This is a genomic window from Duganella sp. CF402, from assembly GCF_900109645.1.
GTDB lineage: Bacteria > Pseudomonadota > Gammaproteobacteria > Burkholderiales > Burkholderiaceae_D > Rugamonas.
Map to the genome: position 1 here is coordinate 2,695,098 of NZ_FOBG01000001.1, position 13,229 is coordinate 2,708,326.

Sequence of the window (13,229 nt, forward strand, 5' to 3'; positions counted from 1 at the left end):
GCAAACATATAGAAAGAAAAGCAATGGAGACTAAGCAGCCGGGGGCAGAACGCCCGTGGTTCATCGTGGTATTGCTGGCGCTGGGCCTGATGATTTCCTTCATCGACCGCACCAGTTTGTCATCGGCGCTGGCGGACCAGGGCTTTGTGCGCGAGTTCGGCCTGAGCAGCGTGGAGCGCGGCTGGCTGAATTCGGCCTTCTTCTGGTCCTACGGGCTGGTGCAGATGCCGATGGGCTGGCTGGTCGACCGCTACGGCGTGAAATGGCCATACACCATCTGCTTCACCGTGTGGTGCTGCGCGGCGGCAGCCACCGGGCTGGTCGGCACGCTGGGGGCCTTGATCTTCATGCGGCTGCTGATCGGCGTGGCCGAAGGCATTGTGGTGCCGGCCACCTACCGCTACCTCGCCAACAATTTCGCCGAGAGCCAGAAAGGCACGGCGCTCGGCATCTTCTCCATCGGCGGCAAAATGGGGCCGGCATTGGGCGCGCCGATTGGCGCATGGATCATCGTCAACCATTCGTGGCAGGCGATGTTCATCAGTACCGGGCTGGTGGGCTTGCTGTGGCTGTGGCCCTGGCTGCGCAAGGTGCGCAATGATTTTCCAACGCAGGCGGAATTGGCGGAGCGGGTGCAGCGCGCAGCCTCCGTACCGCTGCGCAACCTGCTGGCCAGTCCGGTGGTCTGGGGCGGGCTGCTGAATAATTTTTGCTACGCCTACTTCAACTTCTACTGCATGACGTGGATGCCGGCCTACCTGGTCGAGCAGCGCGGGCTGTCGCTGGAAAAATCGGGCCTGTACACCTTCTTCAGCTTCGTGGGCATCGCCGTGGTGGCGGCGCTGGCAGGCTGGGCGGCAGACCGGCTGATCGCGCGCGGACGCGACGCCGTCATCGTGCGCAAATCCTTCATCGTCGCCGGCTTCATCGGCGCCACCACGGTGCTGCTGGGCGCGTATGCCGAGAGCTTGCCGATGGCCCTGTTCTGGAACGTGGTCTCGCTCTCGCTGCTGGGGCTGGTCACCGCCAACAACCTCGCGCTGTGCAAGCTGACCCTGATACCGAAACAGGCGGTGGGCCTGAACACCGGCCTGCAGCAAGTAGCGACCAGCCTGGCGGGCGGCGTCTCGGCGAGCCTGTCCGGCTGGCTGCTGCACACCAGCGGCAGCTACGCCCTGCCGATGCAAGCCATCTTCATCTTCCTGCTGGTGGGCGCCGCCAGCACCATCATCCTGTTCCGCCGCAAATGGGCGCCGAAGGTGCTGGCGGCTACACAAGCTTAAGCGCCGGGGTCGCGGACTTTGTCGATTTTGTCGAATTCGACGTTGTACATGCCGCCGTTCACCTGCTCGGCCTTGCGGATGTAGACCGTCTGCACCATGTCGCGCGTGGCGGCGTCCAGTTCGACCGGGCCGCGCACGCTGGTCCACGACAGGCCCTTCATCGCCGCCAGCAATTTCTCGCCGTCGCTGTCGCCCTTGGTCCTGGCCAGCGCCAGGTACAGCAAGTGCATGCCGTCGTACGCACCCACCGAATGGAAGTTGGGACGCATGCCGTTGTTGGCTTTCTGGAAGGCCTCGACATACGCCTTGTTTTCCGGCGACGCATGCGCGGCCGAGTAATGATGGCTGCTCACCACGCCAGCCGATGCCGTGCCGATGCTGGCCATCAGGTCGTCATCGAGCACATCGCCGGTGCAGATCAACTGGATGCCGGCCGCCGCCAGTCCGCGATCGGTGAACTGCTTGAGCACCGCCGCGCCCTCGCCCGACGGCACGAACACAAACACCGCATCCGGCCTGGCATCCTTCACCCGCGCCAGAAACGGCGCATAGTCCGGATTACGCAGCGGCACGCGCAGCGATTCGACGATCTTGCCGCCGCCCTTGGTAAAGCCGGCCACGAAAGTCTTTTCCGCATCCATGCCGGGACCGTAGTCGCTGACCAGCGTGACCACGTTGCGGATCTTGTTCTTTGGCGCCCACTCGGCGATCGGCTGGGTGATCTGCGGCACGGTGAAGCCGCTGCGCACGATGAACGGCGATTTCTGCGGGATGATGGAAGTAGCCGCCGCCATCACGATCATCGGCACCTTGGCTTGCGTGGCCACCGGCGCGGTGGCCAGCGCCAGCGGCGTCAGGCCGAAGCCGGCCAGCACCTCGACCTTGTCGCGCGACACCAGTTCCTGCGCCAGCCGCTTGGTCACGTCCGGCGCCACGCCGCCATCGTCCTTGAGGATGATTTCGATCTTGCGGCCGGCCACCGTGTCGCCGCGCTGTTGCAAGTACAGCTTGACCGCCGCCTCGACCTGCCGGCCGGTGGATGCAAACGGGCCGGACATGGGGATAATCAGTCCCACCTTGAGCGGCGTGCCGCCCGCCGCACTGGCCATGCCCGGCAACAAGGTGGCACCCGCAGCTGCCGCCGCGCCCAGCATCAGTTGGCGGCGTTGTTGGTTGATCGTCATTTTTGTCTCCTTTGTTGTTGTGATAAAAACTCAAGCCACCGCGACCAGACGGTCCAGTGTATCCCCATCGGCCAGCAGGCTGGCGCTGTCCGATTCATGCACAATGCGACCGCGATCGAGTACGATGGCGCGCTTGGTCAGCGACAAGGCCAGCCGCGCATGCTGTTCCACCACGATCACCGACAGCCCGCTGTCCTGCACCAGCCCGCGCACCACCTTCACCAGTTCTTGCACGATGATGGGCGCCAGGCCTTCCATCGGCTCATCCAGCAACAGCAGGCGCGGATTGGTCATCAAGGCGCGCGCGATGGCCAGCATCTGCTGCTCACCGCCGGACAGCTCGTTGCCCATGTTGCGGCGACGCTCTTCCAATCGCGGGAATACCCCATATACGCGCCGCAAGTCCCACGCGCCCGGCCGCGCCACCACCGTCAAGTGTTCTTCCACCGTCAGCGAGGGGAACATATGGCGCTCCTGCGGCACCCAGCCCAGCCCGATGCGCGAACGCTTGTACGTGGGAACGCGCGCCAGGTCGGCGCCATCCCAGCGGATACTGCCGCGATGCAGGCGCGTCAAGCCCATCAGCGTGACCAGCAAGCTGGTCTTGCCGACGCCGTTGCGGCCCAGTAGTGCCAGGCTATCGCCCTCCTGCATCGACAGCGACACCTGTTCCAGCACCATAGCCTCGCCATACCCGGCGCTCACAGCGTCCAATGTCAGCAACTCATGCATGTTCGCCCTCCCCCAGGTAGACTTCCTTCACGCGCGGATCGGCCGCGATTTCCGCCGGTGTGCCTTCGGTCAGCACGCGCCCGCCGACCAGCACCGTGATACGGTCGGCAAAGCGGAACACCAGCCCCATGTCGTGCTCGATGAACAGCACCGTGACGTCGCGCGGCAGCTGCGCGATCACCTCGAACAATTCGCGGCTTTCGGCCGCCGGGATGCCGGCCGCCGGTTCATCCAGCAGCAGGATGGCCGGCCTGGTCGCCAGCGCCAGCGCGATCTCCACCAGCCGCTGCTTGCCGTAGGCGAGGCTGCGCGTGATGTGATTGGCTTCCGCCGTCAGCTTCAGGCTGGCCAGCAGCAGCATCGCTTCATCGACGGCATCCTTCTGGCTGGCCACGGTCTGGTACCAGCGCCGCTGCAAGCCGCGCCGCTCGCTGACCGCCAGCACCACCGACTCCAGCACCGTCAAACCGGCAAACAGGGTGTTGATCTGGAAGGTGCGCGTCATGCCGAGCTGTACCCGGGTGTGCTGCGGCAGCGCGGTGATATCGGTATCGCCGAGCCACACCTTGCCGCCGCTCGGCAGCAAGGCGCCTGTCAGCAGGTTGACGAAAGTGGTCTTGCCCGCGCCGTTGGGACCGATCAGCGCGTGGCGCGTGCCCGGCTGGAAATTCAGACTGACGTCGCTGTTGGCGGCAAAGCTGCCCCAACGCTTGGACAGCGCTTCCGTGCGCAATGTGCGCAGCGCGATGGCGCTCATGGCTGCTCCTTTCGCAATCGTTCCAGTCCGCCCAGCACACCGCCGCGCGCAAACAGCACAATCAGCACCAGCAACAAGCCCATGTAGAACTGCCAGTAGGCCGGATCGAGGCCCGAGATGTAATCCTGCGCCACCATGAACACGGTAGCGCCGACCAGTGCGCCGTACAGGCGGCCAGTCCCGCCCAGCACCAGGATAATCATCAACTCGGCGGAGCGCGGGAAGCTCAGCACATCCAGCGCCACGAACTGCGTGGTTTGCGCCAGCAGCGCGCCAGCCACGCCGGCCACCGCCGCGCTGATGGTGTAGGCCGCGCGCAAGCGGCGGTTGACGTCCACGCCCAGCGCCGGCATGCGCCGTCCGCCTTCGCGTATGCCCATCAAGCTCAGACCGAACGGCGACTGCACCAAGCGGCGCAGCAGCACGAACAACAGGAACAGCACGGACAGGCTGTAGAAGAAGGCCGTCCTGCCATCCAGCCCGAACTCGAACCGGCCGAACACTTTGCCGACCATCATGCCGGACAAGCCGTCCACGCCGCCGGTGATGAAGGCCGCCTTGTTGGCCGCCTCGTACAGCATCAGGCCGATGCCGAGCGTGACCATCAGCCGCGCCAGGTCCTGCCCGCGCACCACCAGAAAGCTGGTGATGAAGCCGAACAGCGCCGCCGCAGCAGCCGCCAGCAGCAGCCCGCTCAGCGGTTCGCCCCAGCCATGCACCGACAGCAGCCCTGCGGTGTAAGCACCCAGCCCGAAATACGCCGCATGGCCGAGCGAGACGATGCCCGCATAACCGAGTATCACATCGAGCGACAACGCAAACAGGCCGACGATCATGATCTGGCTCAGCAGCACCAGATAATTATTGAAGGCGAAATACGCCGCCAGCGGCAGCAGCCAGAACACGATTTCGGCCGGTCGCCAGCGGCCATCGGCAAGGCGCGGCTTCACGGTGGCCATCGCCACCGGCTCATGCATTGCGCTCATGCTTTCCTCCGTACCAGGCCGAATGGGAAGGCGATCAGCAGCACCACCATCAGCGCGTAGATCACGAATGCGCCAACCTGCGGCACGTAGTATTTGCCGGCCACATCGCACACGCCGAGGATCAGCGCGGCAATCAGCGGCCCCTTGATGGTGCCCGCACCGCCGACCGCCACCACGAGCAGGAAGTACACCATGTACTTGACCGGGAAGCTCGGATCGAGCCCCAGCACATCGACACCCAGCGCGCCGCCCAGCCCGGCCAGGCCGGAGCCCAGCGCAAACGTCAGGCTGAATACGCGGCCGACGTTGATGCCAAGACCGGCTGCCGCCGTCTGGTTATCGACCGAGGCGCGGATCTGCGCGCCAAAGCGGGTGCGCTCGATCAGCAGCCACAGCGCGACCGTCACCAGCACCACCGCGCCGATCAGGAACATCCGATAGGCGCCCACCTCGATGCCCGGCAGCGCCACCTGCCCGCGCAAGGCTTCCGGCAAGCTCACCGGCTGCGGGCTGGGCCCGAACAGGAAAGTCGCGCCGGCCACCGACATGAACGTCAGGCCGATCGAGAACAGCACCTGATCCAGATGGGTGGCGCGATACAGGCGGCGGTACAGCGTGCGTTCCAGCAGCCAGCCCACCGCTGCCGCCGCCGCGAAGGCCAGCGGCAGCGTCGCCAGAAACGGCAGCCCGCCGCGCGTCAGCAGCACCACGCACACGTAGCCGCCCAGCATGGCAAACGCGCCATGCGCAAGGTTCACGAAATTCATCAGGCCCATCGTCACGGAGAGCCCGACCCCGATTAAAAACAGCAGGCTGCCATACGCCACGCCATCAAACAACACGCCCAGCATATTTGCCAGCATTGCTCGCCCTCCCCGTCAGAACTGGGCGCTCAAGCGCACGCCATAGAAGCGCGGCGCGCTGACCGAGTAGTCGTTGTTGCCGCCGACCGCCGTGATCTGCACCTTGTCCTCCAGATTGTTGACGTAGGCCTGGACCGTGTAGCGGCCGTCCGCCGTGGTGTAGCTGGCGCTCAGGTCGGTGCGGCTGAAGGCTTTCTGCTTGTATTGCACCGCGCCGACGAAATCGCTGACCAGATAGCTGGCGCTGTAGCGGGTGCCCACCGTGGTCCTGATGCGGCCGCCGTCAGCCAGCGGCCAGTTGTGGTTCCACGACAGCGTCACCACCGAGGACGGCGTCTTGTCCAGCGACTTGCCGGCCCAGTCCACGTTCTGCATCAGGCCGGCCTTGAAGCGCTTGTACTCGGAGTGCGCAAACACCAGCGAGGCGCGTACCGTGTCTTGCGCGCCCGGCTTGTAGGTCAGCTCGTTTTCCCAGCCGTAGATGGTGGCTGGCACCGAGCGCGTGTAGATCACGAAGTTGCCGGCGATGTTGGCCAGGCTGCTGATCTGGTCCTTGGCGTAGTCGTAGTAGTACAGGTCGGAATTGAATTGCAGGTTGGGCGCCAGGCGGCCCTTGTAGCCCAGCTCGTAGGCGGTCAGCTTTTCCGGCTCATACGGCGCGGTGCCGTGCGCCACCGGGTCGAAGTCGTTGAAGCCGCCCGGCTTGTAGCCGGTGGCGATGGCGCCAAACAGCAGCTGCTCCGGCGTCATCTGGAAATTCAAACCGGCGCGGTAAGTATTGACGCTGGCGCTCTGGTGACCGTTGTTGGCGCCGCCGATGCAATCTTCCAGCGCGTTGGTGCAAGTTGGCACCGGGCCGGCGGCAAAGGTGCCGACGCGGTCGGTGGTGTCCTTGGAACGGCGCGCGCCCAGCAGCACCGACCAGCGGCTATTCAACGCATACGTCGCCTGCCCGAACACGCCGCTCGACTTGTGCTCGGTGGTGTTGACCGGATCGATGCCGTTGACGCTGGCCGCTACAGTCGGCGTGGCCACCGGTGCATTGAGATAGTGATCGCTTTCGTTCACCGTCTCATCGCTGTAATTGAGGCCCGCCACCCAGCTCAGCGCCTGCGGGTTGGTGACGGCAAAGCGCAACTCGTGCGAGTTCTCCTTGACGTTGCCGCGATACAGGCGCCACGCATACTGGTTGCCGTTGGTGGCCGGATCATAGGTGGACGAGCTGCGGTCGTTGGAGGTGAACTTGCTGAACGACGCCACGTAGGTCATCGCCACGCCATTCAGCTCCGTGTTGAACTCGCCGTTGTAGCGGTGGTAGTCCTCGTCGATCTTGCCGCCGAACGGATTGGCGAACACCCGCAACTGGTCCTTGCCGGACTTGTTGTCCGCATCCGCGATCCCGGGCACGGTGCTGAAGCCGATGCCCGACACCGTGGCCGCCGTGGTCGACAACAGCAGGTTGGTGGCCGGCGCCAGCTTGAACAAAGCGCTCAGGCGCACGGCGCGGTCCTTCTGGTCATTGCGGGCCTCGCCGCCGCCGGCCGGTTGCAAATAGCCGTCGCGGTCATTGCTGTTGGCGGCCACGCGGATCGCCACGCTGTCCGACAATTCCTTGTTGACCATGCCCTCGAGACGGCGCGTGTTGTAGTTGCCCAGCTCCAGCTGCGCCGAAGCCGCATCGTCGAACTGCGGCCTGGCGGTGATGACATTGACCGCGCCGCCGGTGGTGCTCTTGCCGTACAGCGTGCCTTGCGGGCCGCGCAGCACTTCCACGTGGTCGATATCGAAGAAGCTCAGACCCTGCGCCACCGGGCGGCTGATCGCCACGTCGTCGACGTTGAAGGACACGCCCGGCAAGCCCTTGGAGGTGGTGTCGGTGGTGGTCACGCCACGGATATTGATGTTGACGCCGAATCCGTCGCGGCCCATCACCACGCCGGGTGCGACATTGCCGATATCGGCCACACTGACCACGCCGCGCGTTTTCAGTTCATCATTGGAAATGGCGGTCACCGCCAGCGGCACGGTCGACGAGGACTCGGCCACGCGGCGTGCCTTGATGATGACGGTTTCAAGCTGGTCGTCGGTCTGTGCCGCCGCGTTCAGGCAATAGCCCACCAGTAAGAGTTGGATGGCCCGTGCAATCGGGCGTTGTTGCAGGCAGTTCGTGTTCACGCTTATCGTCTCCGTTATATTTATTTGTCAACAGCGAGGTCGATTCTGGCGAAGTGGCGAAAGCGATGGTGCGAAAAGCGCCGCTGTTGCGCGCTAATCTGCTTATCGGTGTCGCCCTGTTCGATAAGCAAACTGGAACGGCGGAGCGGTGCCAAAGCAACCCTGCCGAACACCCTCAGGACCATACTGCAAGAGTGAAAAATCGATAAACTGGAGACCTGAATGATCAAGACGCGCACGTATTTTGTTCTGCTGCTGGTACTTATTTTCGGCCCCGCGCTGAAGCTCGCCCAAGCGGCGGAACTGGGGGTGGTGCGACCGACGCAAAACTGCAACAAGCTGTTGCAACTGGACCTCACCGAGATCGGCGGTGCCGGCAGCCGCATCACCACGGCGCAGGAAACCAGCAAGGACGGCGTGACGGTATGCGCAGTCGAAGGCACGCTGGCGCCCAGCATCGGCTTCGTGGTGCAACTGCCGGTGCAAACCTGGACCCAGCGCTACCTGCAACTGGGTTGCGGCGGCCTGTGCGGGCGCGCCTCGCTGGATGTGGCCGCCGCCGATGGCTGCGTCCCGCTCACGGCCGGTGGCTTCGTCACCGCCGCCAGCGACATGGGCCATCGCGGCATGGGCGGCGACTTTGGCCAGGATCCGCAAAAGCGCGCCGACTTTGCCTATCGCGGCGTGCACCTGACCGCCGTGGCGGCCAAGAAGCTGATCCGCGCCTATTACGGCCAGGCGCCGCGCTACAGCTATTTCAACGGCTGCTCGGACGGCGGCCGCGAGGCATTGGTGGAAGCGCAGCGCTACCCTGACGATTTCAACGGCATCATCGCCGGCGCCCCGGCCATGAATTTCCAGGTGCAGAACAGCCTGTACCACGGCTGGCAAGCGCGCTCGAACAGCGACGGGCAAGGCAAGGCCATCCTCACCGCCGCGCGCCTGCCGTTGCTGCATGCGGCCGTGCTGAAACAGTGCGATGCACTGGACGGCCAGTCCGACGGCCTGATCGCCGACCCGCGCGCCTGCCGCTTCGACCCGGCGCCGCTGCAATGCGCCGACGGCCAGCCCGGCGCCGACTGCCTCGGCGCGGCCGAAGTGGACGCTGCACGCAAGCTGTACGACGGTCCGCGCGACGCCGCCACCGGCCAGCGACTGACCGCCGGCGGCCCGCAACCGGGTTCCGAACTGTCGTGGGCCGGCGTGTTCGTGCCACGCTCGGCCAATGAGCCCATCTTCAGCGAGCGCATCGCCCTGGACGCGCTGCGCAACCTCGTGTTCGAGACCAACCCGGCCGCGTCCTACAGTTTGAAAGACCTGGCGTTCGACCTGGCCACCTTCCAGCGCCTGACGCCACTGCATGCCTTGTACGATGCAACCAATCCCGACTTGTCGGCCTTTGCCAAGGCTGGCGGCAAACTGATCCTGTGGCATGGCTGGTCCGACCCACACATCTCGCCGCTCAACACCATCGCCTATCACGAGGCGGTGCAAGCCTATATGGGCAAGGAGCAGGCGGCGGCGTTTGAGCGCCTGTACCTGCTGCCGGGCGTCTACCATTGCGGCGGCGGCGAAGGCCCGAGCGCCATCGACCTGCTGACGCCGGCGATGCGCTGGGTTGAAGGCCAGCAAGCGCCACAGGGCGTGGTGGCCAGCCAGTCCAACCGTTCGCGCCCGGTGTTCCCGTACCCGCTGCAGGCGCGCTACGACGGCGCTGGCCATCCGGATGCGGCGGCCAGCTACCAGCCGGCCGCGCCGGCCGCCAGCTATGCCTCTCCGGCCTGGGCGGGTTCCGGTTTCTACGCGCCCTACGCGCCGTACAACAAGTAAGAAAACCACAGCCCCGGCCTGCGGAGCGCGGCCGGCCGGGCGACTGAGCTATACTGGTGCCTCCCACGCATGGCGGGTGAGGAACCAAGATGCGGCCTCTCTTCAGCGGCTTTTTCAGCTTCAAGTCCAAAATCACCGCACTGGTGATTGCACTGGTGTTGTTTGCCGGCATAGGCGCCGGCGGCATTTCGCTGCTGATCGCAGAATCGGAACTACGGCAAGTCATCGCCCGCCAGGAGTTATCCCTCCTGACCGGCGCCACCGTCTTCATCGACAACGACTTGCAAAATAAACGCCAGTTGCTCAAGTCGCTGACCGAGGAAGTCGCCGCGCGCGAGCTGCCGCTGGAGCAGGTGCAAGCGCTGCTGGAATCGCACGAAACCCTGCGCGACGAATTCTTCAACGTCACCGCCTTCGACCTGTCGGGCAACCTGGTGGCCAGCCTGCGCGACCGCCGCGCCAAGCGCATCAACATCACCGAGCGCAAATATTTCCAGGACACGCTGCGCCTGCAGGAAGGCGTGATCTCGGCGCCGTTCAAAAGCACTTTGTCCGGCCAGCCGGTGGTGGTGGTGACGCAACCGCTGCGCGACAGCGACGGCAAGACCATCGGCATCGTGCTGGGCGCGATCGACCTGCTGCGGCCCTCCTTTTCAGCCCAGCTCGACGCCTTGCGGTCCGGCGCCGACGGCTACCTGTTCATCGTGACCGACCAGGGCGTGATCGTGCATCACCGGGACAAGAGCCGCATCCTGGAAAAAGGCGACGATACGCCCGGCACGCCGGTGGAAGCGGCGCTGCGCAGCGCCGAGGGCTGGGAAGACGATATTCTCGACGACGGCGTGCCGGTGCTGCTGGTGCACAAGCAGTTGCGCGAGGCCGACTGGACCATCGGCCTGTCCTACCCGGTGCGCAGCGCGTTTTCCTCCATGCTGGCGGTGCGGCTGCGCGCGCTGCTGGGCGCGGCCATCCTGACCGGCGTGGCCGGCCTGTTCGGCTGGCTGATCACCAAGAACCTGCTGCGGCCCTTGCGGCGGCTGCACCGCCACGTGGAAGACATCATCGCCGGGCGCGCCGACATCAGCGTGTTCGACGTGGCGCGCAAGGACGAATTCGGCCACCTGAGCCGCGCCTTCCACGGCCTGTCGCAGCGGCGCGAGCAGGCCGAGCTGGAACTGCACCGGCTGGCCACCACCGACGTCCTGACCGGGCTGAATAACCGCCGCATGTTCGACGCCTTCCTGCCGCAGGCGCTGGCGCGGGCGGCGCGCTCGGGACAGCCGCTGGGACTGGCCATCCTCGACATCGACCACTTCAAGACCATCAACGACACGCTGGGCCATTCGGCCGGCGATCAGGTACTGGTGGAATTTGCGCGCCGGCTGACGGGCGCGGTCCGCACCACCGATACCGTGGCGCGGCTGGCGGGGGACGAGTTTGTGATCGTGTTCGAGCAGCTCTCCTCGAGCACCGAAATGGATGTACTGGGCAAGAAGATCATCGCCGCCATGCAGCCGCCGTTCGACCTTGGCGGCGTGCAGCGCGAGGTCCACACCAGCATCGGCATCGCCGTCACCGGCCAGACTGTCGGCACGGCGGAAGAAGTGATGCGCGCCGCCGACCAGGCCCTGTACGGCGTGAAGGCGGCCGGGCGCAACGGCTACGCCGTCAACCCCGTCGGCGCCGAGCGCGTGGTGCGCGTGCGCTGACGGGGCTTTACTACCTTACAGGCCTTTGGCTGCTGCGGCCTTCAGGGTCGCATCGATCCAGGCCATCGCTTCCGGCACGTCATAGTTGCCAGCGTGCGGCTGGTTCCATGCGAGACGGTAGTTCAGGTCCTTGACGTTGCTGTCGGCCGCCAGCGCACGGCTCAAGTTGATCGAGACGGTGAACGCGGTGTCGCGGTCGCGCGTACCGTGACGCACGTACCAGTAAGGCGCGGTGCTGGCGCCGCTGCCGATATAGGCCATCGGGTTGATCAGCTTGACCTGCGTCAGCTGCGGCGAAGTGGATAGCGCAGAGTACTGGGTCCACGAGTAGCCGGTGTCCAGGTAGCCAATGCCGTCGCCCGCCACGTCGTTGTTGTCCCAGCTGTAGGCGGTGAAGTTGGAGTACACCTGCTTGTCGGTGCCGAACATATTCGACTCGCCGCTCGATGCGGTGATGGTCAGGCCGGTCTGGTCGAATGCCGGCGTGTTCTTCAGCGTGTTCTGGGTGGCGACGAATTTCAGGTACTTCTCCATGTCCAGCGAGACCACTTTCTTGGTGGTGTTGTCGATGCTGATCCAGTCATTGACATAGGTCTTGGTGGTTGCCGCCGCGCCCATGCCGCTGCTATAGCTGATGGTCTCGCCCAGGTTGGGAATCGTGCCGCCAGAGGCCAGATAGGTTTCGGCCGAACGGATCACTTCCGCCTTGATGGTTTCCAGCATATTGGTGGCGGTCAGCGCCGCGCCACTGGACGTCTTCAGCCCGAGGCCGGATTGATAAGCCACGAACTTGGCCATCAGCTCGGCGCTGCCCTTGGCGTTCGGCAGACTGCCCACGGTCTGGCGCGTATTGAGGATGTTGTAGACCCACTCATAGGCCAGATCGGCGTTGCCGAGATCAGTGATCGGGCAGTAGGCGTTAATCGCCAGTACGTCGTCGCGCAGCGTGCTGCTGCCATCCGCCGCCACGCCGGCCGCGCCGATGGCGGCGAGGTAGCTCAGGTAGTCCTTGCTGTTGCCCGATGCGCCCAGCGCCGACGACAAACCGCCGCCGCCACTGGTGCCGTTGACCACGATGTGGTTGGCGTTGCCCGGCATGACGCTGTCGTTCAGGCGCAGGTAGCGCACCGCCGCCTTGGCGTCAACGATAGCCGCCGGCGCCTTGCCGGCGTAGCTGCCATCGGCGGCGACAATGCCGCGGCCGCGAGTGGCGACGTCGATGTAGACATAACCCGCCTTGAGTGCCGCGCCGACATTGCTGGTCGCGCTGGCGAAGGTGGCGCCGTCGGTCACGCTGGCCTTGATGTAGCTGGCCATCCAGCCGGCGTTGTTGACGGCGAAGTAGATCGCCGCGTCCTGGCTGGCGGCCACGCTTTCCGGCACGAAGATATTCAAGCTCTGGTAGCCGCATGCCGTGTTGCTGATGGTGGTGGTAGCGCCACCGAGGCCAGTCTGGCTGGACGCCATCGCAACCGGCTTGCCGACGTAGCAGACTTCCTTGTACCAGCGCACCGGCGTCTTCACGCCGTCGATGGTGACGTTGATGGTGGTGTACTTGGTCTTGTCGAAGGCCAGCGCGCTGTCGTAGGCGCCGACCGGGGTCGTGGCGGCTGGCGCTGTCGTGGAAGAGGTAGTGGTGGCGTTGTTGTCCGAGCCGCAGGCGGCCAGCGACAGCAACAGGCAAGTGCCTATCGCAGTGCGTTTCATAGA

Annotated in this window: 10 protein-coding genes; 3 read left to right on the forward strand and 7 right to left on the reverse strand. The window is 65.1% G+C overall.

Features of this window, described 5'->3' with window-relative positions; all coding sequences use genetic code 11:
• The first annotated feature begins 23 nt into the window (after positions 1 to 23).
• Positions 24 to 1,283: an MFS transporter gene (locus BMZ70_RS12060; protein WP_092274169.1), complete on the forward strand. Its 1,260-nt coding sequence runs from the start codon at positions 24 to 26 to the stop codon at positions 1,281 to 1,283.
• Here BMZ70_RS12060 and BMZ70_RS12065 read toward each other — a convergent pair.
• The 6 genes from BMZ70_RS12065 to BMZ70_RS12090 are packed head-to-tail and all read right to left on the reverse strand — an operon-like array spanning position 1,280 to position 7,980.
• Positions 1,280 to 2,467 (reverse strand): ABC transporter substrate-binding protein, encoded by a 1,188-nt coding sequence (locus tag BMZ70_RS12065; protein ID WP_092274172.1) that lies wholly within the window; start codon positions 2,465 to 2,467, stop codon positions 1,280 to 1,282. The two genes, BMZ70_RS12060 and BMZ70_RS12065, sit on opposite strands and share 4 nt — an antisense overlap.
• 30 nt (positions 2,468 to 2,497) lie before the next feature.
• On the reverse strand, positions 2,498 to 3,199 hold the full coding sequence (locus BMZ70_RS12070; RefSeq protein ID WP_092274175.1) for an ABC transporter ATP-binding protein: 702 nt from the start codon (positions 3,197 to 3,199) through the stop codon (positions 2,498 to 2,500).
• On the reverse strand, positions 3,192 to 3,956 hold the full coding sequence (locus BMZ70_RS12075) for an ABC transporter ATP-binding protein (protein WP_092274178.1): 765 nt from the start codon (positions 3,954 to 3,956) through the stop codon (positions 3,192 to 3,194). Before BMZ70_RS12075 ends, BMZ70_RS12070 begins: the two co-directional genes overlap by 8 nt.
• Positions 3,953 to 4,942: a branched-chain amino acid ABC transporter permease gene (locus tag BMZ70_RS12080; protein ID WP_092274182.1), complete on the reverse strand. Its 990-nt coding sequence runs from the start codon at positions 4,940 to 4,942 to the stop codon at positions 3,953 to 3,955. The genes BMZ70_RS12075 and BMZ70_RS12080 overlap by 4 nt, the downstream gene beginning before the upstream one ends.
• Positions 4,939 to 5,805, reverse strand: coding sequence for a branched-chain amino acid ABC transporter permease (locus BMZ70_RS12085; RefSeq protein ID WP_092274185.1), 867 nt, complete (start codon positions 5,803 to 5,805; stop codon positions 4,939 to 4,941). Before BMZ70_RS12085 ends, BMZ70_RS12080 begins: the two co-directional genes overlap by 4 nt.
• Before the next feature lie 15 nt (positions 5,806 to 5,820).
• Positions 5,821 to 7,980, reverse strand: coding sequence for a TonB-dependent receptor (locus tag BMZ70_RS12090; RefSeq protein WP_165403484.1), 2,160 nt, complete (start codon positions 7,978 to 7,980; stop codon positions 5,821 to 5,823).
• A gap of 222 nt (positions 7,981 to 8,202) precedes the next feature.
• On the opposite strand from BMZ70_RS12090, the gene BMZ70_RS12100 reads away from it, so the two are divergent.
• Entirely contained in the window at positions 8,203 to 9,810 is a 1,608-nt protein-coding gene (locus BMZ70_RS12100; protein WP_092274194.1) for a tannase/feruloyl esterase family alpha/beta hydrolase, read from the forward strand.
• Between the two features lie 89 nt (positions 9,811 to 9,899).
• Complete coding sequence (locus BMZ70_RS12105; RefSeq protein ID WP_092274198.1) at positions 9,900 to 11,519, forward strand: sensor domain-containing diguanylate cyclase; 1,620 nt, start codon at positions 9,900 to 9,902, stop codon at positions 11,517 to 11,519.
• 15 nt (positions 11,520 to 11,534) lie between these two features.
• On the opposite strand, the gene BMZ70_RS12110 is transcribed toward BMZ70_RS12105, so the two are convergent.
• On the reverse strand, positions 11,535 to 13,226 hold the full coding sequence (locus BMZ70_RS12110; RefSeq protein WP_092274201.1) for a subtype B tannase: 1,692 nt from the start codon (positions 13,224 to 13,226) through the stop codon (positions 11,535 to 11,537).
• Between the last annotated feature and the right edge of the window lie 3 nt (positions 13,227 to 13,229).